The organism is Pseudomonas triticicola (assembly GCF_019145375.1).
GTDB classification, from domain to species: domain Bacteria; phylum Pseudomonadota; class Gammaproteobacteria; order Pseudomonadales; family Pseudomonadaceae; genus Aquipseudomonas; species Aquipseudomonas triticicola.
Genome location: NZ_JAHSTX010000002.1, coordinates 231,824 through 253,629, shown reverse-complemented (window position 1 = coordinate 253,629; position 21,806 = coordinate 231,824). Strand labels below are relative to the sequence as shown.

Here is a 21,806-nt window from a genome sequence, read left to right as displayed (position 1 = left end):
TGGCTTTGGCGACGGTCCTCGTGGAACCGTCGTCGATAATTGCCGGAATCGTTGCATTTTGCGGGTTTAGTGCGCAACCGTCATCCGTAAAGTGTAGATCCGCGGATTTGCGCCGTCCGGACCGGCCCCTTCGCGAGCAGGCTCGCTCCCACAGGGGACCGCATTCCAAGGTGGGAGCGAGCCTGCTCGCGAAGGCGTCCGAACGGTACTTGCATCTTCCCGCCCCCGCCCGCATAACTTCAGTCATGAATCTGCCCCTCCCCGCCGACAGCGCTCTGGCCGGTTTTCACCCCGCCGTCAGCGCCTGGTTCAGCAAGACTTTCCCGGCGGTCACCGCCGCTCAGGCCCGTGCGTGGCCGTTGATCCGCCAGCGCCGGTCGACGCTGATCGCCGCGCCCACTGGCTCCGGCAAAACCCTGACCGCGTTTCTCGCCGTGCTCGATGAGCTTGTCCATCGCGGTCTGGTACACCCCGATGGTCTGCCCGCCGAAACCCTGGTGGTCTATGTCTCGCCGCTGAAGGCACTGTCCAACGACATTCAGATCAATCTGCAGAATCCGCTCGCCGGCATCACTGCGCAATTGCGCGAAATGGGCCTGCCGGAGCTGACCATCACCACCGCCGTACGCACTGGCGACACGCCGCAGAAAGACCGCGCCGCCATGCGCAAGACCGCGCCGCACATTCTGGTCACCACCCCGGAATCGCTGTACGTGCTGCTTGGCTCGGAATCCGGGCGCAAGATGCTCGGCACCACGCGCACGGTGATCATTGACGAAATCCACGCCATGGCCGCCGGCAAGCGTGGCAGTCATCTGTCCTTGAGCCTTGAACGACTGCAAGCGTTGTGCGCCGAACCGCTGACCCGCATCGGCCTGTCCGCGACGCAGAAACCGGTAGAAGCCGTGGCGCAATTCCTGGTCGGTCACGATCGCCCCTGCGAAATCGTCGACATAGGCCACGCCCGCCCTCGGGATCTGGGCATCGAAGTGCCGCCGGTGCCGCTGTCGGCGGTGATGGCCAATGATGTCTGGGAACTGGTGTACGAGCGCCTCGCCGAACTCGCTCGCGAGCATCGCACCACACTGATTTTCGTCAACACCCGACGCCTTGCCGAGCGCCTCAGCCGGCATCTGAGCGAACGCCTCGGCAAGCAGGCCGTGGCTGCGCACCACGGCAGCCTGGCCAAGGAGTTTCGCCTCGATGCCGAACAACGGCTCAAGCGCGGCGAGTTGCAAGTGCTGATCGCCACGGCATCACTGGAACTGGGCATCGATATCGGTGAAGTCGACCTGGTCTGCCAGATCAGTTCACCGCGTTCGATCGCCGCGTTTCTGCAAAGGGTTGGCCGTTCCGGACACCAGGTCGGCGGCACGCCCAAGGGGCGTTTGTTCGCCACTACCCGCGACGATCTGATCGAGTGCGCCGCCCTGCTCGACTGCGTGCGCCGGGGCGAGCTGGATACGCTGCAGATTCCGGAAAAGCCGCTGGACGTGCTGGCGCAGCAGATCATTGCCGAGGTCAGTTGCCAGGAATGGTCGGAGGACGCCTTGCTGGCGATGTTCCGCCGTGCCTGGCCCTATCGCGATCTCGACGAAAAACACTATCAGGCCCTGCTGAGCATGCTCGCCGAGGGTTACAACGGCCGCCAAGGCATCCGCAGCGCCTACCTGCACCGCGACGCCGTCAGTCGCACCTTGCGTGGCCGGCGTGGTGCGCAGCTGACCGCCGTGACCAGCGGCGGCACCATCCCGGACAATGCCGACTACAGCGTGCTGCTCGAACCGCAAGGTTTGAACATCGGCAGCGTCAACGAAGATTTCGCCGTGGAAAGTATCGCTGGCGACGTGTTCCAGCTTGGCAATACCTCGTATCGCATCCTGCGGGTAGAAAGCGGCAAAGTGCGCGTCGAGGATGCGCAGGGGATGCCGCCGACCATTCCGTTCTGGCTCGGCGAAGCGCCGGGGCGCAGTGATGAACTGTCGGCGGCCGTCGCGCGCCTGCAAGCGCAGTTGGACGAATTGCTCAGCGCCAGCCCCGGTAATCTGCAACCGGCGCTCGACTGGCTGACCACCATACTCGGCCTCAACCTCGCCAGCGCCGAGCAATTGGTCGAATATCTGGCGCGCGCACGGCAAACCCTTGGCGCCCTGCCCTCGCAGGACACGCTGTTGATGGAGCGGTTTTTCGACGAGTCCGGCGGCACCCAACTGATCATTCACACGCCGTTCGGCAGCCGCATCAACCGCGCCTGGGGCCTGGCCTTGCGCAAGCGTTTCTGCCGCACCTTCAACTTCGAGTTGCAGGCCGCCGCCAGCGAAGACGCGATCGTGCTGTCGCTGTCCACCAGCCACAGCTTCGAGCTCGACGAAGTCTGGCGTTACCTGCACAGCAACAGCGCTGAACACACGCTCATTCAAGCCGTGCTTGATGCGCCATTGTTCGGCGTGCGCTGGCGCTGGAATGCCGGGGTGGCGCTGGCGTTGCCGCGCTTCACCGGCGGGCGCAAAGTCGCTCCGCAACTGCAACGGATGAAAAGCGAAGACCTCATCGCCAGCGTCTTCCCCGACCAGATCGCCTGCCTGGAAAACCTCGCCGGCGAGCGTGAAGTCCCCGAACATCCGCTGGTGGAACAGACCCTCGACGATTGCCTGCACGAAGCGATGGACAGCGAAGGCTGGCTGACCCTGCTGCGGCGCATGGAGCGTGGCGAGGTGCGCCTGATCGCTCGGGATTTACCGGCGCCGTCGCCGCTGGCGGCAGAAATTCTCAGCGCCCGACCGTACACGTTTCTCGACGACGCGCCGCTGGAGGAACGCCGCACGCAAGCGGTGATCAATCGACGCTGGAGCGATCCGCAGTCGACCGATGATCTCGGCGCGCTCGATGCCGATGCGATCACGGCAGTGCGCGAAGAAGCTTGGCCGTCGCCCAACTCCCTGGATGAAATGCATGAAGCGCTGATGAGCCTCGCCTGCATCAGCGACGCCGAAGCCCGCGCCAACGCGGGTTGGCCGGACTGGCTGCAAACGCTGATGGCCAGCGGCCGCGCCTGCCTGTTGCAGATCGACGCCGAGCATCAGTTATGGCTGGCCCGCGAACGCTTGAGTTGCCTGCAAGCACTTTATCCACAGGCCACGTTGCTGACTGAGGCGGTGGCGCTGCCCGGCTTCGACGACACGTGGGCATTCGATGAGGCTCTGGTCGAAGTGATCCGCGCCCGCCTCGGCGCCTTTGGGCCAATCCCGTTGCCCGCCATCGCCGAGCCGCTCGCCCTGCCAGCCGCGCAAGTCAATCAGGCTCTCGCGCAACTGGAACGCGAAGGTTATGTGCTGCGCGGCCAGTTCACGCCGAACGGCGCGATTGAAGAATGGTGCGAACGGCATCTGCTGGCGCGCATCCATCGCTACACGGTCAAGCGCCTGCGCCGGGAAATCGAACCGGTGGCATTGCAGGACTTCATGCGTTTTCTGTTCGACTGGCAGCATCTGACGCCGGCCACCCAAGGCCAGGGCAGCGCGGTGCTGCCGGCGATTGTCGGCCAGTTCGAAGGCTACCCGGCGGCAGCTTCGGCGTGGGACAGCGACATCCTGCCGGCACGCCTCAAGGACTATTCGCCGAGCTGGCTGGACGAACTGTGCCGCAACGGCAAACTGGTGTGGACGCGCATCAATGCGCGGCAGAAGGTCAGCGGCTCGGCATTGCGCAGTACGCCGATTGTGCTGCTGCCGCGTAGCCAGGTGGGTTTGTGGAGTGCGTTGGCTGAACAGACGCCAGTTAGTGAGTTATCGCCGAAAACACAGAAAGTCTTCGAGGCGCTGAGTCAGCATGGTGCGCTGTTTTTCGATGAGTTGATTCATGAAGCGCGCCTGCTGCGCAGCGAACTGGAAATCGCCTTGCAGGAACTGGTTGCCGCAGGTTTGGTGAACGCCGACAGCTTCGCCGGCTTGCGTGCGCTAATCACTCCTGCAAGCAAGCGCCAGCAGCGCAGCAGTCGACGCGGACGCGGGGCGTTTATCGGCGGCATGGACGATGCCGGGCGCTGGGCATTGCTGCGCCGGGGTTCGTCAGCCGATGCCGCCGAGACGCTCGAACATGTAGCCATGACCCTGCTGCGCCGCTACGGCGTGGTGTTCTGGCGTCTGCTGGAACGCGAAGCGGACTGGTTGCCGAGCTGGCGGGAATTGCTGCGCACCTTTCATCGTCTGGAAGCGCGGGGCGAGATTCGTGGCGGGCGGTTTGTCAGTGGTCTGGCTGGCGAGCAGTTTGCCTTGCCCGAAGCTATTCCCTTGCTGCGCGAAGTACGCCGACGCCCGCAGGACGGCAGCCTGGTGGCGGTGTGTGGGGTTGATCCGCTGAATCTGGCCGGGACCTTGTTGCCCGGGGTGAAAGTGCCGGCGCTGGTGAGCAATCGGCTGGTGTATCGCGATGGGGTGCCAGTGGCGGCGGTGATTGCCGGCAAGCAGCAGGTTTGGGTGGAGCTGGATCCGATAGCCATGGGACAACTGCATGCCAAGCTGATCCGGCATTGAGAGTGTTCGCACCGGCGTCTTCGCGAGCAGGCTCGCTCCCACAGTCCACTCCCGTTTCCCCTGTGGGAGCGAGCCTGCTCGCGAATGGCCGGCCCTCCACCCCAAAATCATGCTTCAGGTCCGCGACTCCTGCGGCACCTCACCCGCAACCACCGCCCGCTCCTCCTGCCGCTTCGGCAATAACACCTGCTGTGGATAAGTCTGCGCAAAATGCACATTCGGTGTGTTATCCACAAGCTTCTTCAAGCGCTGGTTGAACGCGCGGCTCACCGCATATTGCCCACCGGACACCGTGCGGAATTGCGCTGTCAACACCACCCCGTTCAAGTCCATTTTGTCCACGCCGAACACATCCAGCGGCCCTTGCAGGTTGTACTTGAGGAACGGGTCTTCGCGGATCGAATCGCCGGCCTCGCGGATCAGCTCGATGGCTCTGTCGACATCGGTGTCGTAAGTGAACTGCACCGAGAAAAACGCGAAGGCGAACTGGCGTGATTGGTTGGTCACAGCCTTGATCTGGCCGAACGGCACCGAGTGCACAAAACCCTTGCCGTCACGCAGGCGCAAGGTGCGAATGGTCAGGCCTTCCACGGTGCCGGCGTGGCCGGAATCGAGCACCACCCAGTCGCCGATCGACAGGGTGTCTTCGATGATGATGAACAGCCCGGTGATGACGTCCTGCACCAATTGCTGCGAACCGAAACCGATCGCCAGGCCGACCACACCGGCACCGGCCAATAGCGGCGCGACGTTGATGCCGAGGTTGGCCATGGTGGTAATCGCGCAGATCACCACGAGGATGATTTTGATCGCATTGCGCAGCAGCGGCAGGATGGTTTTCACCCGCGTGCTCGGCTGGCGTGCCGCGCGTTTGCTCAGCGGCGGTTTCAGCGCTTCCTGAATCGCCGTGTCGAGCACCACCCACAGCAGCCACGTCACCAGGAAGATCAGACCAATGCTGCTCAAGGCATTGCTGATCGCTCGCCCGACCGTGCTGCTCTGGGCGAAATCGAGCAACGACACGCCCCAGATCCGCCCGAGAATATCGATGAACACAATCGCCATGACGATCCGCAGCAACGCATGCAACAGGCTGAGAAAACGTTCCTTGTAGGCGCTGCTGCGCTGGATCGCCTCGGCTTTGCGCGACTTGAACAGATGCTGCAACACCGTGCTGAGAAACACCGTGGCGATCAGCAGCACGGTGGTGAACAAGGCACAGCGCAGGGCTTTCTGATTGTCCTCGCCAATGCCGATCAGGCTGACTGCCGAGACCAGCACCATCAGCACGATCGGCCAGTACCACAACCCGGAAAATATCCGCAGCGACTCCTGCAGCGACGGTTGTTTCAAACGCTGAGCGAGCGGGCGATTGCGGATCAGATGCGCCACGGGCCGGCGCAGGCGAATCACCAGCAAACCGAAAATCACCGAGGCGATCAGCCCGGTGAACACGGCGATGCTGCTGGTGATATTGCCGCCCAATTGTCGGGCGATCTGCGGGCTGGTCAGGGCATCGCTGAGGGCGGCGAGAAAGCCGATCAGGAACAGTGGGCGCGGGCAATATTCACGGATGATTCGCACGGCTGTGCGCTTGTGGCCGACGTTGAACATCACCACTACGCACAGCAACATCGACGTGGAAAAAATGCCGCTGCTGGTGGCGTAGGCCAGACACAGCGCCAGCGCACGGCCCACCGAAGCTTGCAGAAAATGGCTGACGTACAGTGTCAGCGGCAGGCAGATCAGCGCCGGCACGGTGTACGGCAGCACGTAGCCGAGCAGATCCTGACTGCGCTGGCGGGTGCGCAACCAGCGGCCCTCACGCAGACGCTTGGCCAACAGACTGCCGAGCACGGTGAGCAGGGCGAAACTGCCCAGCCACACTCCCGACAACGTGAGGAAATCCCCGGCCACGCTCCAGCCCGAGCGGTTCGACGGCTGCTTGACCAGCCTGTCGACCTCATCCGCCGCGCGGTCGGCGCGCAGCCGCCAGGCATCGACCAGGTGTTCGTTGAGATCGAGTTTTTCCTGCACATCGTCGATGCTCGTACTGATCGCCCCGAGCAGACCACCCTGCACCAGCGGTTCCGGTTCGGCGGGTTTTTCCGCCGTATCGGCGGCAGCCGGAACGCCCGGTAGCGCGGCGGCTTGCGATGCGTTGACGCCGAAGCACAGCAGCGCTCCCAGCAGAATGGCGATCCTGAAATTGCGCAAAGCTCCGATCTCCCGTGGCTGACCCTGGTAAGGAACTGATCGGTAATTGCGCGGCAAGTTCAAGAGCCCCCTCACCCCAGCCCTCTCCCCCAGGAGAGGGAGCCGACCGAGTTGCATGTCCAAAATCACCAACTGCACGTCTTGAGTCGAACTCAAGTCCTGAAGACCATGCAGATCTGCTCCCTTTCCCCCTCGCCCCCTTTGGGGGAGAGGGTTGGGGTGAGGGGGAAAGCTCTTGATCTTCGCTTCACCCGCGACCGTCCGTAACACCACCGAAACTTTCCCGCCCCCGCCGCAGTCATCACAGAACATCGGCAACACGAGGACTTTCTACGGGAGGATGGGATGGCGACGATTCACATCGGTATTTCAGGCTGGCGCTACGCCCCGTGGCGCGGGGATTTCTACCCGAAGGGACTGGCGCAGAAGCGCGAATTGCAGTTCGCCTCCCGCGCGGTCAACAGCATTGAAATCAATGGATCGTTCTACGCCCTGCAACGACCCGAACGTTACGCCCAGTGGTACGACGAAACCCCCGATGACTTCGTGTTCAGCGTCAAGGCGCCGCGCTTCATCACCCACGTGCGCCGTTTGCGCGAAATCGAAAAACCGTTGGCGAATTTCTTCGCTTCGGGTGTGCTGGAACTGAAGGAAAAACTCGGGCCGATCCTCTGGCAGTTTCCGCCGAATTTCAAATTCGACGCCGAGCGCTTCGATCACTTTCTCGCGCAACTGCCCCACGATACCCAAGCCGCAGCCGCCCTCGCCCGTCAGCACGACTCGCATCTGCCCGGCCACGCCAGCGTCAAAGCCTGGAGCAAGAAGCCGTTGCGCCATGCCGTGGAAATTCGTCACGAGAGTTTTATCGACCCGGAGTTCGTACGCCTGCTCAAGCGCCATAACACCGCGCTGGTGGTCGCCGACACCGCCGGCAAATGGCCGTACCGCGAAGACCTCACCAGCGACTTTGTCTATCTGCGCCTGCACGGCGCCGAAGAGCTCTACGCCAGCGGTTATTCCGAACAAGCGCTCAAGCGCTGGGCCGAGCGCATCGACGCCTGGCATCACGGTAAACAGCCAGAGGACGCCCACCTGATAGCGCCACGCCTGAAACCCCGCGCGCGCAAATCCCGCGAAGTGTTCTGCTACTTCGACAACGACATCAAAGTCCGCGCGCCCTACGACGCACGCAACCTCTTGCAGCGCTTCGACCTCGATAGAGACCTCGCCACGACTCCCGGGCAAGTTGCCGCAGAAGGAGTTCTGTCATGAGTATTCCCGAACCGGTCGGTTTCACCGACGAAGGCTCCGTGGTTGCGCCCTCGGTGCGCACTTTCACCGTACTGACGGTCAACACTCACAAGGGTTTCACTGCGCTGAACCGGCGTTTCATTCTGCCGGAGCTGCGTGAAGCGGTGCGCAGCGTCGCCGCCGACGTGGTGTTTCTGCAGGAAGTGCACGGCACTCACGAGCAGCATCCGAAACGCTACGACAACTGGCCGACGATGCCGCAATACGAATTTCTCGCCGACAGCCTCTGGCCGCAATTCGCCTACGGGCGCAACGCGGTGTATCCGGCGGGCGATCACGGTAATGCGCTGCTGTCGAAATTCCAGATCATCCGCCACGACAACCTCGACGTGTCGATCAGCGGCCATGAAAACCGCGGCCTGTTGCATTGCGTGCTGCGCCTGCCTGGCGACGGCACCGAAGTGCACGCGATCTGCGTGCATCTGGGCCTGCGCGAGAGCCACCGCAACGCGCAACTGGATCTGCTGATGCAACGTCTCGCCGAATTGCCCGCCGACGCCCCGGTGATCGTCGCTGGCGATTTCAATGACTGGCGCCAGCGCGCCGATGCGCAGCTCAAACCCTGTGGCCTGCGCGAAGTGTTCGCCGAGCAGTACGGCAAGCCGGCGCGCAGTTTTCCCGCGCGTCTGCCAGCGCTACGACTCGACCGCATCTACGTACGCAACCTCAAGGCCAGCCGGCCAAAAGTATTGACCAACCGGCCCTGGTCCCACCTTTCCGACCACGCACCGTTATCGGTGGAGATTGAACTATGAACAGTGCGCCACTGGAAAAATCCGCCGTCGACCCGGTCCCGCTGAATCCGCCGGTGCGCGAGCCCGGCCACGTTGACGTCGAGTATCAATGGCACAGCAACAACCGCGTAGAGCTGCTGGAGAACGGCGAGGAATATTTCCCCCGCGTGTTCGAAGCGATGCGCGCAGCCAAGAGCGAAATCCTGCTGGAGACCTTCATCGTCTTCGAAGACAAGGTCGGTGCCGAGTTGCAGCAAATCCTCATCGAAGCCGCCCAGCGCGGCGTGCGCACCACGGTCAGCCTCGACGGCTTCGGCTGTGGCGAGCTGAGCACTGGCTATCTGTCGGCCTTGAGCGATGCCGGCGTGCATCTGCAAATCTTCGATCCGGCGCCAAAGCATTTGGGCATCCGCACCAACTGGTTCCGCCGCTTGCACCGCAAGATCGTGGTGGTCGACGGCTTGATCGCGTTCATCGGCGGGATCAACTTTTCCGGCGATCACCTGGCCGATTTCGGCCCTGAAGCCAAGCAGGATTACTCGGTGGAGATCCAGGGCCCGGTGGTCGCCGATATCCATCACTTCGCCCTGCTGCAAAGCGGTCGTCCCGGACGCGCGCGGTTCTGGTGGCAGCGCCGGCGCCAGCGTCTGGAGGAAATGGCCTTCACCGATCACGACGGCCAGGTGCGCCTGGTGTTCCGCGATAACGATCAACACAACACCGATATCGAAGACGTGTATTTGCAGGTGCTGCGCAAGGCCAAGCGCCGGGTGATCATCGCCAACGCCTACTTCTTTCCCGGCTACCGTTTGCTGCGCGAAATCCGCAACGCCGCCCGCCGTGGCGTCGAGGTGCGGCTGATCCTGCAGGGCCAGCCGGACATGCTCGTGGCGAAACTGGCGGCGCGCATGACCTACGATTATCTGCTGCGTGCCGGCGTGCAGATCCACGAATACTGCCAGCGCCCGCTGCACGGCAAGGTCGCGCTGGTCGATGATGACTGGAGTACCGTCGGCTCAAGCAATCTCGACCCGCTGAGCCTGTCGCTGAACCTGGAAGCCAACGTGCTGATCCGCGACCGCGCATTCAATCAGCACCTGTACGAGCGCCTCGAAGACCTCAGCCAGAACCACTGCAAAGCCATGGACGCCAAGCTGTTGCCGCGTGGGCGCATCTGGCACATGACCGTGGGCTTTCTGGTATTCCACTTCCTGCGGCACTTCCCGGCCATGGCCGGTTGGCTGCCGGCGCATAAACCGCGTCTGAAGCCTTTCCGAGGTGCGCGTCCATGAGTCATTCCGAAGTGCACTCCGATAGCCATTCGGCACAAGCGGCGCCGTCGAAATGGAGCCGCTGGAAACGTCCGCTGACCATCCTGTTTTTCCTCGCGCTGATCGTCCTGCTGACGATGTTCGCCACGCGCATCGAATGGGCCGAGGTGCTGGAGACCCTCGCCGATTTCAAGGTGCGCACGCTGATCATCGCCGCCAGCCTGACCCTGCTGAGCTTTCTGGTGTACGCCAGTTTCGACCTGATCGGCCGCACCTACATTCGTCAGGACCTGACCTGGAAGCAGATCCTGCCGGTGGGCATCATCAGCTACGCCTTCAACCTCAATCTCAGCGCCTGGGTCGGCGGCATCGCCATGCGCTATCGCCTGTATTCGCGGCTGGGCGTAAGCAAAGGCAACATTGCCAAGATTCTCGGCCTGAGCCTGGCGACCAACTGGTTCGGCTACATGACCATCGCAGGCGTGGTGTTCAGCAGCGGTCTGGTGACGATGCCGCCGGGCTGGAAGCTCAGCAGTTCGGCCTTGCAACTGGTCGGTGTGTTATTGCTGCTGGTCAGCGCCGGCTATCTGGCGGCGTGTCAGTTTTCCAAGCGCCGCGAGTGGTCGATTCGCGGCGTGGAAATCAACCTGCCGTCGCTGCGCATGGCGGTGCTGCAATTGCTTTTGGGCGCGCTGAACTGGTCGCTGATGGCGGCGGTGATCTTCACTCTGCTGCCAAGCAAACTGGATTATCCGCTGGTGCTCGGCGTGCTGTTGATCAGCGCGATTGCCGGGGTCATCACGCACATTCCGGCGGGGCTGGGTGTGCTTGAGGCGGTGTTTGTGGCGCTGCTGCAGCACGAGGCATCGCGCGGCAGTCTGGTCGCGGGATTGCTGGCGTATCGGGCGATTTATTTTCTGCTGCCGCTGTTGATTACGGTGGTGATGTATCTGGTGGTGGAGGCCAAGGCCAAGGCATTGCGGATCGAAAAGAAACCCTCCTGACCATGCCTTGCTGCTGATGGCCCTTTCGCGAGCAGGCTCGCTCCCACATTTGAAATGCGTTCAACCTGTGGGAGCGAGCCTGCTCGCGAAGGGGCCGGTACACGCGACACATCATCTGGACTGGATAATGCTCAACCGCTCCCCCACCACCATCTCGGTAATCCAGTCCACCAGAATCGAGGTGTAGGCCTGCTGCGACACCGGGTCACTCAACGCGTGATCCGCGCCATCGATGATCCGGTGGGTCAACGAGTGGGTCTGCTGACACGCGGCGCGGTAACTCATGATCGTCGCGTGGGGCACGAAATCGTCGGTTTCCGATTCCACCAACAGCACGTCGCCCGTGAATTGCGAACAGGCATGCAGGGCGCGATTGCTGTCGGCGCGCACTAGCGTATTGCGATAATCGCGCAGGTCGGCCTTGTCCAGATCGCGCTTGGGCGTGTGCCATTGCTCGTCGCGGTACAGCGCCGGCACGCGCAGCGCCAGCCAGCGCACCGGGCGCAATGAGGTCAGAATCGAGGCCAGATAGCCGCCATAACTGGTGCCGACCACAGCGATCGCCGAGGTATCCAGCGCCGGGTGCGCCAACAGGCGATCATAGGCCGCCAGCAAGTCACGCAGATTGTCTTCACGGGTCACGCGGGTCAGCGGAATCCCGGTGCCGCCGGTATGCCCGCGCAAGTCGAAGGTCAGGCACACGCAACCCAGTCCGGCGATGCCTTTGGCCCGTTCCAGATCACGTTCCTGACTGCCGCCCCAACCGTGAACAAACAACACCCCCGGGACTTTCGATTTGGGACTGAGAAAGGTCCCGCTCATCTGTTCGTCATCAATGTCGATTTGAATGCTTTCGCTTCTAGCCGTCATAGGATTGGACCGTCACATATTTGAGAAGAAATGCGCTGTTTTCCGCCGGGCCGCGATAGACCTCGATTGCGTCCGCCGGCAGCGCCTGATCGGTATAGGTTTCCACCGACGACACGCGAATCGCGCGCATCTGTGGATCGTTGACGAAGCTTTGCAGCGCCGCCACTTCGGCGCTGCTGGCACCGCCCATGCGCCAGGATTGTTCGAGCACGCCGCTGCGCGGGTTGCCGCTGGCGTCGAGGCCTTGGGCGATATCGTAATTGCGCCGCGAGGCGAAGAAGCGCGGGTAGGCTTCGTTGGCGGCGCTGTCGAAGACCTGTGCCTGCTCAATGGCCAGACGCACATCGTCAGGCAGATCCAGCGCGAGCAATTGGTCATAGCCGCCCTGCACCACCAGCAGATTCGAACCGCCGTAGACCTCTTCGCCTTGGCCGTCCTCGGTCAAGTATTGATCACCGCAGTAGCTCAACACTTTGCCGCCGATGAACGACTGGCCGACGCTGTGGGTGACGACGTTGCTCAAGTCCTGCTCTAGCACTACGCCGTCCCTGAACAGGCTTTGCGCCTCGGGCCGCGCGAGGATCTCATCGAACGCGTCGAGGCTTTTGATCACTTCCTGACCGCGACCGGCGCAAGCGTGAACCGGCTTCAAGCGAATCGGCCCGGCGTACAGCAGATGTTCGGCGGCGGGCCGTGCATCTTCCAGGGCAAATACGCTGAGACCGTCGAGCACAACGTTGCGCACCCGCTCCGAAAACAGCGGCGACCAGCCCTGCGGCGCGTGCGCCAGATGACTGCGCAAACCGTGGCTGATGGCTTTGGTGCAGATGAAATCGTATTCGACGTAACCGCCCCACAAGTCATCGGGGCCGTTGATGCCAAGCGCTTGCGCGTGGGCGGCGCCGACGATTGTCTGCGTCGGCAGCAGATAGAGGTCGCGGCCCGAATGTTTGGCCGGGTCGTAACTGCCGCCGAACTTGCAACCGAGAATCTGCGCCAACCAGCGCGCCAGAGCCTTGTTGGTCTCGACTTCATGTTGCGGCGCCTCGGCACGCACCGAATGGGCCACGACGATTTTGTTGCTGGGTGTCGGGGTCATGCGTTCCCCTTGCATCAGTCGATGGGTTCACTCAGGGAAATTGCAGAGATCAGGCCAATCAACGCTCCCTCCGAACCGCCCGATAATCGGGAGTTTGCCGTGACTGTGCTGGCATCACGCCTGTTTCAAACTGCACGACAGCGCGCAAAACTCCGGCAAATTGCACGATCTCTCATCCTCGCCGCGATCATTGTGGGAGCGAGCCTGCTCGCGAAAGCGTAGTGTCAGCCGACTACAATTCTGTAGATCCAGCGCCTTCGCGAGCAGGCTCGCTCCCACATTAGTTCATCGTCGTTCTGGGAGCGGGGTTCACACCAAACCGCCCCCGGTAATCACTAGGCCCCAACCCGGTAATCTTCTTGAAAATCGCGCGAAACGCGCCCGGATCCTGATAGCCCACCGTCCAGGCAATGTGGTCGATCGTGCCATTGGTGAACTCGAGCATTTCTCGCGCTTTGCCAACCCGCAGGTGCTGGCAATACTCGGTCGGTTTCAAGCCTGTCGCGGCGCGGAATCGGCGCAGGAAAGTGCGTTCTTCAAGGCCCGCGCGCTCGGCCATCGCGTTCAGCGAAACATCCGTCGCCCCGGTGCTTTGCAGCCAGTGCTGGACCTTGAGAATCGCCGCGTCGCCATGACTGAGGATCGGCGCGAAATTGCTCCCGCATTCACTGGCGCTGTCGCTGTGTTCCATCACCAGAAAACGCGCGGTCGCGGTGGCGCTGCTCGGGCCGAGCAAGCGATCGACCAGGCGCAGTCCCAGTTCCGACCAGGCCATCAGCCCCGCCGTGGTGATCAGGTCACCGTCGTCGACAATCGGCGTGTCGGCCTTGAGTTTGATCTTCGGGTAACGCTCGGCAAAAGCCTGGGCCGAGGTCCAGTGCGTGGTGGCGCTGCGACCGTCGAGCAAGCCGCTTTCAGCGAGCATCAACGAGCCCACACAAACACCACCAAGGGTTGCGCCGCGCGCATGCTGATCGCGCAGCCATTGCGCAAGACTCGCGGTCATCTGCGCCGCATCGAACCCGCCGAGGGACGGCGGAATCAGCACGGCGAGCAAAGCGCCTTCGGCACCGGGATGACTGTCATAGACCCGGGTCGGCAACTGCTCGCCCTCGACCTGCCAGTGACTGACCCGCAGCAAGGGCAATTGCACAGCCTGATACTCGGCGGCGATGCGATTGGCCACGGCGAACAGGTCGGTCAGACCGTGCACCGCCGCCAGTTGCGCGCCGGGATAAATCAGCACGCCCAGTTCAGCGGTGGCGGCTCTTTGTGCAGCCATTGTCAGTTTTCCCCCGTCTATTGTCGGTGCGGCCAATCCTCGGATCCTCGGCAAGCGCCAATACTGAGACCACACCCAATCACTGCCTCGAGGACAATCCCATGGCCAAGCAAGCGCTCATCGTAGTCGATATCCAGAACGACTACTTCCCCCAAGGCAAGTGGCCGCTGGTTGGCGCCGACGCCGCTGCCGACAACGCCGCACGGCTGATCGCAGCCTTTCGCGAAACGGGCAATCCGGTGGTGCACATTCGGCATGAATTCACCTCCGAGGATGCGCCGTTTTTCACTCCCGGCTCCGAAGGCGCGAAACTGCATCCGAAAGTACTCAACCGCGCCAACGAGCCGGTGGTGCTCAAGCATTTCGTCAACTCGTTCCGTGAAACCGAACTGAAAGCGGTGCTCGACGAACACGGCATCACCGACCTGGTGGTGGTCGGCAGCATGAGCCATATGTGCGTCGATGGCATCACCCGCGCGGCGGCGGACATGGGTTACAGCGTGACCGTGATTCACGATGCCTGCGCCAGCCGTGATCTGGAATTCAACGGCCTGACGGTGCCGGCCGCTCATGTGCACGCAGCATTCATGGCGGCGCTGGGTTTTGCCTATGCCAGCGTGGTATCGACTGAGCAGTTCCTGGGCAGCAACGCCTAGCAACAACTGCGCAATCCCCTGGCCCGCTCCGTTGCGGGCCTTTTTGCGTCTGTCATGAAAATCTCACGCGTGAGTCATTGATGGCACTTTGCATTGGTTGTAGTGTGGCCCACGCGTGAGACGCTCATAACCGGATTCCAGCCATGACAAGCCGCACTCGGACGACTGCCGCAGCCAGCCCCAAGGGCGAGCGTGGCAAGAAGTCGGCGAAAAAACCATCGAGCTTCTACATGAAGCAGATGCGCGCAGGCCTGGCCGCCGCCGGTTATGTGAAACACGAAACTTGGGTGCTTCCGGAAAACCGAAGCTTGCTCAAGCAAATGGAGCAACAGCTACGCCAACCGATTCTGGCTGGCTCTTTCATGTCGGAGAAATACATGAGCGCAGGCAACAACTGGACCATCGACAGCCTCTTCAATGCCCTCAAGGCGCTGGACGAGGTGGCTTCCCAAGAGATTTCGCTGTCCCTGATCCAGAGCTCCGAGCCGAGCATCAAGCTGGAAATGAACGAATTCGGCGGCCTGCCGATTCACATCGCCCTGGCCGGCCAGCAGATCATCGTCGACACCGTGCTGGTGGACATCGATTCGATCAGCAACGTCCAGGCGTTCAACGATGCCGTGCTGCGCAGCCGCGAGATGTTCCCGCTGTCGTCGATCGGAATCGAATCGATGCCGAACGGGCAGACCGTCTACAACATGTTCGGCGCCCTCAGCGCCGACTCGAGCCTGACCAACGTGGTCACCGAGGTGAAAACCCTGGTCGACAACGTGCAGCGCGCCAGCGAAGCCTTCGAACACTTCTTCAAGTAATCAACAGGGAATATCCAATGACTCAGTCCATCTGGAGCAAGTTGTTCACCGCACTGCGCGGCGGCGCCAATGAAGTCGGCGAAGCCATCGCCGACCAGCAGGCCCTGCGCATCCTCGATCAGGAAATCCGCGACGCCGACACCGCGCTGTCCAATGCCCGCCGCGAACTGGTGACGATCATGGCCAAGCACAAACTGGCCGCCGACCGCGTCAGCGAGTACGACGCCAAGATCAAGGACCTCGAAGCCAAGGCTGTGGCCGCGTTGAATGCCGGCCGCGAAGACTTGGCGCTGGAAGTGGCCGAAGCGATTTCGACCCTGACCAACGACCTCGCTGCCGAGAAGAAACTCAGCGATGAATTCGGCGCCTACGCCGACAACATGCGCAAAGACATCAGCAAAGCCGAATCGCGGATCAAAAGCCTGCGCCAGCAAGTGGACATGGCCAAGGCCCGCGATAGCGTGCAGAAAGCCCAGGTCAGCGCCTCGATTGCCAGCGGCGGCGCCAACGGCAAACTGGAAACCGCAGTCGGCACCCTGAACCGCCTGCAAGCCAAGCAGCAGCAACGCGCTGCCGAACTGAACGCCGCAGACGAACTGGCCGACGCCTCCACCGGTAACGATCTGGAACGCAAATTGCGCGACGCCGGCATCACGCCGAACGAAGGCAGCGCCAATGCGATCCTTGAGCGGCTGAAGCAGAAGTCCGCGCAGTAATCACTGAACGGTAACTTGTGGGAGCGAGCCTGCTCGCGAAAGCGTCGTGACAGTCAAATAATCGAGTGACTGACACAACCCATTCGCGAGCAGGCTCGCTCCCACATGGTTTCACGGCGTAATTGCCTCTGCTCGTTCACCGCTTCGCCCGTTACACTACCGCCACTTTTTCACCCCCGAACACCTCCACCCGCTTCAAGGAACGTACCCATGGGATGGTTTAAAGACTTGCTCGGCACCAGCAATTGGCAGACCGCTGCGCCAACGAGCACCGGCGCCAGCGGTCCACTGGGCATGGCACAAGGCAAAGGCGTGCGCTTCGACACGACCCTGGCGTTGCTGCTGGAGGGCTCGACGTCGGTGCGGGTGCCATTCGATCAAGCGGTGTGGAGCGCCGGTTGGGTCGATCTCGGCCAGTCCAACAAGCTGCACCGCTACTACATGAACGACGAGGATTTCTGGGTGCAGATCCACGTCACCGGCGATGATCAGGTCGAGTCGGTCACCCTGTTCAATTACCTCAGCTATGTAACGGTCAACAGTGACGCCGAACTGCAGCGTCTGGCCGGCCCCAACAGCCTGATCGGTCTGCCGACCTACCACCACGACGGTGTTGAATACACCCGTGAATGGGGCACCGAACTGCATCAGACCGAACTGGTGCCAATGACCGAGCACGTGGTCAACCCGGACGAGTCCTACACCATCAAGCACCACGCCATGCTGTATGCCCGCGACACCGGCCTGACCGATCGCCGCGAACTGCTGCTGTTCTCCGTGGAACAGGACGAAGAAGGCACCGTCAGCCTGAGCACCTCGCTGGGCATCTCGCTGTACACGACTGATTTGAGCGCCATTTAAAAAAGGAAGTTTTTCATGCTGGAAGTCTTGGCCGTTTCCCTGAACAAAACCGCGCTGGTCGGTTTTGTCGTCTACCTGATCGGCGCCGTGTTGCTGTTCATGCTGTTTCAATTCGTCTACACGCGCATTACCGCGCACAAGGAATTCGAACTGATCCGTGCCGGCAACACTGCCGCCGCCATTGCCCTGTCCGGGGCGATCATCGGTTTCGCCATTCCGGCGAGCAACGTGATCGCCTACTCGGTCAACGTGCTCGACTTCGTCCTCTGGGCGGTCATCGCCGCCGTCGTGCAGCTGTTGGCGTTCGTTGCGACCGGGCTGGTGCTCAAGGGCACGTCCCAGCGCATCGCCAACGGCGAAGTCGCCGCCGGCATTTATGTCGCCGCCGTGGCGATCAGCGTCGGCATGCTCAATGCCGCGTGCATGACACCGTCCCACTGACCGGCAGGAAGCCTCTCGATGAAACGCAGCAAATACGTGCAATTGTCCCTCGCCGCGTCGGTGGCGATGGCGATTTCCGGTGAAGCAGCGGCGCTGGATCAGCCGCGCAACTTCCAGAGCGTTGAACAGTGTGTCGACGCCGAAGTGGCCGCCGATCTCTGCTCCAGCGCCTACGTCGCCGCCCTGAACGAACACCGGCGCATCGCCCCGGCCTACACCGACAAGGCCAAGTGCGACGCAGACTTTGCCGCTGGCTGGTGTCAGAAAAATTCCGATGGTCGTTTCGTGCCGAAACTCGGCGGCTTCAAAGTGGCGCGCAATGCCGAGACGCCGCAGGATCTCGATGCCATCGCCAATTCGCAAATGCCGGCGGGCGACACCAGCAGCAGCGCAAGCCACGGCGGCTCGCACTATTCCGGTGGCTCAGGTGGCGGCGGCAATGGCTGGCTGACCGGCTGGCTGATCGGCAACGCAATGAGCAACAACGCCGAACGCACCGTTTACCGTGATCGCGAAACGCGCCAGCCGTACAACACCTCAACGCAGTACCGCCGAGCTGACACAACCTCGCGCAGCCAGTCGGATTACGAGAGCAGCAAGAGCAAACCGGTGAACGTTGCCTCGTCGACTTCGCGCGGCGGCTTCGGCAGTCAGTCCAGCGCCCGCAGCGGTTGGGGTGGCTGGGGCAGCAGTTCCGGACGCTCGAGCAGCTGACATGAAAAAGATCCACTGCGCCGAGCGCCCCGACTGGAAACACACCGCCGAAAGCCTCGGTTTCCTGTTCCACACCATCGACGACGAACCGTACTGGGACGAAAGCGCCTACTACCAGTTCAGCCTCGCGCAGATCGAAAACGATCTCGAAGATCCGACCACCGAACTGCACGAGATGTGCATGGATCTGGTTGATCGCGTCGTCAACAGCGAGGAGTTGCTCGATCGCCTCAGCATCCCGGCGACGTACTACGACATGATCCGCACCTCCTGGCGCGAGGGTCATCCGCATCTGTACGGTCGCATGGACTTTTCCTACAGCGGCAACGGGCCGGCGAAACTGTTGGAGCTCAACTACGACACGCCGACCAGCCTCTATGAAGCGGCGGCGTTTCAGTGGGGCTGGCTGGAGCAATGCATCGAGCGTGGCACGCTGCCGCCGCATGCTGACCAGTTCAACAGCATCGACACCAAGCTGCATCAGGCCTTCGCCGAGTTGCAGTTGAAGCGGCCGTTCTACTTTGCCTCGATGAAGGACTCGGTCGAGGACAAAGGCACCACCGACTATCTGCGGCTGATCGCGGCAAAGGTCGGCATCGAATCACGCCACATCGATATCGAAGACATCGGCCTGACGGCTGAGGGCCGTTTCGTCGATCTGCAGGATCGCTGGATCCCGCATCTGTTCAAGCTGCACGCCTGGGAATTCATCTTCCACGAACCGTTCGGCGCGGCGATCGCCGAGTGTGACACGCAGTTTTTCGAGCCGGCGTGGAAGGCGATCCTGTCCAACAAAGGTGCGCTGCCGCTGCTGTGGGAATTGCACAAGGGACATCCGAATCTGCTCGCTGCGCACCTTGATCCGAATCCGCAAAGTGCCGTGCCAAAGGGCTGGGTGCGCAAGCCGTACTTTTCCCGCGAAGGTGCCAACATCGAACTGCAAACAGCGGAGGGGCTGATCGTCAAAGAGGACGGGCCCTACACCGATGCGCCGTTCATCTTGCAGGAGTTCGCACCGCTGCCGAAGTTTGGCGACAGCTACACGCTGATTGGCTCGTGGGTGATTGGTGATGAGGCGGCAGGGATTGGTGTGCGTGAGGACAACAGTCTGATCACCAAAGACTCCAGCCGCTTCCTGCCGCACCTGATCCTGGATTAAGACGAAATTACCTTGTGGGAGCGAGCCTGCTCGCGAAAGCGTCCTGTCAGTTACAGGTGCATCGACTGATCTGACGCATTCGCGAGCAGGCTCGCTCCCACAGGATATTGTGAGTAGCCAGGAATTTCCTGAACAAAAAAGGCCCGTCGTTTAAGCGACGGGCCTTTTTCATTCAAAGCGGTTACAGCGGCAAATCAGAACGGAATATCGTCATCGAAGCTGTCGAAATCCGGAGCCGGTTGCGGTGCGGCCTGCTGTGGCGCTGGCGGAGCCGAACGCTGCTGTGGAGCCGACTGCTGCGGGCGCGGTGCCTGCTGACGTGGCGCCTGCTGCTGGTAGTTGTTGCCGCCGCCTTGCTGATCGCCCTGTTGTGGACGGCCGCCGAGCAGTTGCATGGTGCCTTGCATGTCGACCACGATTTCAGTGGTGTAACGCTTGATGCCGTCCTTTTCCCACTCGCGGGTCTGCAGCTTGCCTTCGATGTACACCTGCGAACCCTTGCGCAGGTATTCGCCGGCGATCTCGGCAACCTTGCCGAACATCGACACACGGTGCCACTCGGTCTTCTCGACCTTCTGACCGGTCTGCTTGTCGGTCCATTGTTCGCTGGTGGCCAGACTCAGGTTGGTCACGGCGTTACCGTTAGGCAGGTAGCGAACTTCGGGATCCTGGCCGCAAGTGCCGACCAATATGACTTTGTTAACCCCACGGGCCATAACGTTCTCCTAAGCGTCGCAAGCAGCCCCGGCCGGGTTGTTGACCAGGCGTTCGAGGGTGCTGCGATCCACTAATTCTTTGTCCAGTTTGATGTAAACAGCCGCCTCTTCGGCGACTATCACTGCATCTGTTACCCCTACCAGGGCCTTGAGGCGCTCGACCAGACCCGCTTCGCGGATCGCTTCGGGCGACAACGGCAAGCGCAGGCTCGTCACGTAGGGAGGTTCGCGCATGGTAACAGCAAAGGCCAGCCAAAGTGCAGCCAGCGCGGCGCATCCGAGGAACACAACCGACAGACCGCCATGCTGGAACAACCAGCCGCCGAGTATCCCGCCGAGTGCCGAACCGAGGAACTGGCTGGTGGAGTACACGCCCATGGCCGTGCCCTTGCCGCCTGCCGGTGAAACCTTGCTGATCAGCGACGGCAACGATGCCTCGAGCAGATTGAACGCGGTGAAAAACACCACCGTGCCGATCACCAGAGCACGCAGGCTGTCGCCGAACTGCCAGAAGAATAGTTCAGTCAGCATCAATGTCATGACGGCGCCGAGCAAAACTCGTTTCATTTTGCGTTTCTTCTCGCCGTAGATAATGAACGGGATCATGGCGAAGAACGAAATCAGCAACGCGGTGAGGTAGACCCACCAGTGCTGTTCCTTGGGCAAACCGGCTTTTTCCACCAGTGCCAGCGGCAAGGCGACGAAGCTCGACATCAACATGGCATGTAACACAAAGATGCCCAGATCCAGGCGCAGCAGGTCCGGGTGCTTGAGCGTCGGCATCAGCGCCTGCCGGGCCACGCCGGATTCCCGGTGCTGCAACGGCCCGGTGGACTGCGGCACCATGAACATGATGATCAGGATGCCGACCAGCGCCATGGCGCCAGTGGCGAGGAACAGCCCGGACAGCCCGAACGCACTGGTCAGTAACGGCCCGACCACCATGGCCACGGCGAACGACAGGCCGATGGTCATGCCGATCATCGCCATGGCTTTGGTCCGATGCTGCTCGCGGGTCAGGTCGGAAAGCAGCGCCATCACCGCTGCGGAAATCGCCCCGGCGCCTTGCAGGATCCGCCCGGCGATCACACCCCAGATCGAATCGGCCTGCGAAGCCAGAACACTGCCGAGAGCGAAGACGATCAGACCGAGGTAGATCACCGGCCGGCGACCGATGCGGTCGGAAATGATCCCGAACGGAACCTGGAAAATTGCCTGGGTCAGACCGTAAGCGCCAATCGCCAGCCCGATCAGGGCCGGGGTCGCTCCCGCCAGATCCATGCCATAGGTCGCCAGCACCGGCAACACCATGAACATGCCAAGCATACGGAAGGCGAACACCAGGGCCAGACCGCTCGCCGCGCGGGTCTCGCTGCCACTCATGCGTTCGCTGTGGGGATCGTGCATGGAA

18 protein-coding genes are annotated in these 21,806 nt (G+C 61.9%); 12 read left to right on the top strand and 6 right to left on the bottom strand.

The genetic code is table 11. The annotated features are described in order from the left end of the window. Positions 1–245: 245 nt before the first annotated feature. Positions 246–4,532 (top strand): DEAD/DEAH box helicase, encoded by a 4,287-nt coding sequence (locus KVG85_RS22945; protein ID WP_217865108.1) that lies wholly within the window; start codon positions 246–248, stop codon positions 4,530–4,532. Positions 4,533–4,646: 114 nt separating this feature from the next. Here KVG85_RS22945 and KVG85_RS22940 read toward each other — a convergent pair whose 3' ends face one another. Further along, complete coding sequence (locus KVG85_RS22940) at positions 4,647–6,749, bottom strand: mechanosensitive ion channel family protein (protein WP_217865107.1); 2,103 nt, start codon at positions 6,747–6,749, stop codon at positions 4,647–4,649. A 345-nt stretch (positions 6,750–7,094) separates the two neighbouring features. On the opposite strand from KVG85_RS22940, the gene KVG85_RS22935 reads away from it, so the two are divergent. From KVG85_RS22935 to KVG85_RS22920, 4 genes are read left to right on the top strand one after another with little or no spacing between them, the layout of a single operon-like run. Beyond that, on the top strand, positions 7,095–8,021 hold the full coding sequence (locus tag KVG85_RS22935) for a DUF72 domain-containing protein (protein WP_217865106.1): 927 nt from the start codon (positions 7,095–7,097) through the stop codon (positions 8,019–8,021). Then, positions 8,018–8,815, top strand: a complete 798-nt coding sequence (locus KVG85_RS22930; RefSeq protein WP_056790768.1) for an endonuclease/exonuclease/phosphatase family protein — start codon at positions 8,018–8,020, stop codon at positions 8,813–8,815. Before KVG85_RS22935 ends, KVG85_RS22930 begins: the two co-directional genes overlap by 4 nt. After that, positions 8,812–10,086, top strand: a complete 1,275-nt coding sequence (clsB, locus tag KVG85_RS22925) for a cardiolipin synthase ClsB (protein ID WP_016772961.1) — start codon at positions 8,812–8,814, stop codon at positions 10,084–10,086. Before KVG85_RS22930 ends, clsB begins: the two co-directional genes overlap by 4 nt. Then, positions 10,083–11,069, top strand: coding sequence for a lysylphosphatidylglycerol synthase domain-containing protein (locus tag KVG85_RS22920; protein ID WP_024014510.1), 987 nt, complete (start codon positions 10,083–10,085; stop codon positions 11,067–11,069). Before clsB ends, KVG85_RS22920 begins: the two co-directional genes overlap by 4 nt. A gap of 111 nt (positions 11,070–11,180) precedes the next feature. On the opposite strand, the gene KVG85_RS22915 is transcribed toward KVG85_RS22920, so the two are convergent. From KVG85_RS22915 to KVG85_RS22905, 3 genes are all read right to left on the bottom strand, one after another. Further along, the gene (locus KVG85_RS22915) at positions 11,181–11,939 is read right to left on the bottom strand and encodes an alpha/beta hydrolase family protein (RefSeq protein ID WP_042610641.1); all 759 of its coding nucleotides are present in this window, start codon (positions 11,937–11,939) and stop codon (positions 11,181–11,183) included. Beyond that, complete coding sequence (locus KVG85_RS22910) at positions 11,929–13,038, bottom strand: DUF3182 family protein (RefSeq protein ID WP_024014511.1); 1,110 nt, start codon at positions 13,036–13,038, stop codon at positions 11,929–11,931. Before KVG85_RS22910 ends, KVG85_RS22915 begins: the two co-directional genes overlap by 11 nt. A 280-nt stretch (positions 13,039–13,318) precedes the next feature. Next, positions 13,319–14,320: a GlxA family transcriptional regulator gene (locus tag KVG85_RS22905; protein WP_217865105.1), complete on the bottom strand. Its 1,002-nt coding sequence runs from the start codon at positions 14,318–14,320 to the stop codon at positions 13,319–13,321. Between the two features lie 101 nt (positions 14,321–14,421). Between KVG85_RS22905 and KVG85_RS22900 the strand changes: the two genes are divergently transcribed. The 7 genes from KVG85_RS22900 (at position 14,422) to KVG85_RS22870 (ending at position 19,679) form a co-directional block, all read left to right on the top strand. Continuing rightward, a complete protein-coding gene (locus tag KVG85_RS22900) occupies positions 14,422–14,976 on the top strand; it encodes a cysteine hydrolase family protein (RefSeq protein WP_217865104.1) in 555 nt (184 codons plus the stop codon). A 230-nt stretch (positions 14,977–15,206) separates the two neighbouring features. Next, positions 15,207–15,788 (top strand): YjfI family protein, encoded by a 582-nt coding sequence (locus tag KVG85_RS22895; protein ID WP_225914461.1) that lies wholly within the window; start codon positions 15,207–15,209, stop codon positions 15,786–15,788. 17 nt (positions 15,789–15,805) lie between these two features. After that, entirely contained in the window at positions 15,806–16,504 is a 699-nt protein-coding gene (locus KVG85_RS22890; RefSeq protein ID WP_016772954.1) for a PspA/IM30 family protein, read from the top strand. 210 nt (positions 16,505–16,714) lie between these two features. After that, positions 16,715–17,365: a DUF2491 family protein gene (locus tag KVG85_RS22885; protein WP_024014515.1), complete on the top strand. Its 651-nt coding sequence runs from the start codon at positions 16,715–16,717 to the stop codon at positions 17,363–17,365. Positions 17,366–17,380: 15 nt separating this feature from the next. Further along, entirely contained in the window at positions 17,381–17,806 is a 426-nt protein-coding gene (locus KVG85_RS22880; protein ID WP_016772952.1) for a DUF350 domain-containing protein, read from the top strand. Between the two features lie 18 nt (positions 17,807–17,824). Next, complete coding sequence (locus KVG85_RS22875) at positions 17,825–18,520, top strand: DUF1190 domain-containing protein (RefSeq protein ID WP_217865102.1); 696 nt, start codon at positions 17,825–17,827, stop codon at positions 18,518–18,520. 1 nt (position 18,521) lies between these two features. Further along, complete coding sequence (locus tag KVG85_RS22870) at positions 18,522–19,679, top strand: glutathionylspermidine synthase family protein (RefSeq protein WP_217865101.1); 1,158 nt, start codon at positions 18,522–18,524, stop codon at positions 19,677–19,679. A 194-nt stretch (positions 19,680–19,873) separates the two neighbouring features. Here KVG85_RS22870 and KVG85_RS22865 read toward each other — a convergent pair whose 3' ends face one another. After that, positions 19,874–20,395 (bottom strand): single-stranded DNA-binding protein, encoded by a 522-nt coding sequence (locus tag KVG85_RS22865; protein ID WP_042610650.1) that lies wholly within the window; start codon positions 20,393–20,395, stop codon positions 19,874–19,876. A gap of 9 nt (positions 20,396–20,404) precedes the next feature. Beyond that, positions 20,405–21,802, bottom strand: coding sequence for an MFS transporter (locus KVG85_RS22860; protein ID WP_217865100.1), 1,398 nt, complete (start codon positions 21,800–21,802; stop codon positions 20,405–20,407). Positions 21,803–21,806: the final 4 nt, after the last annotated feature.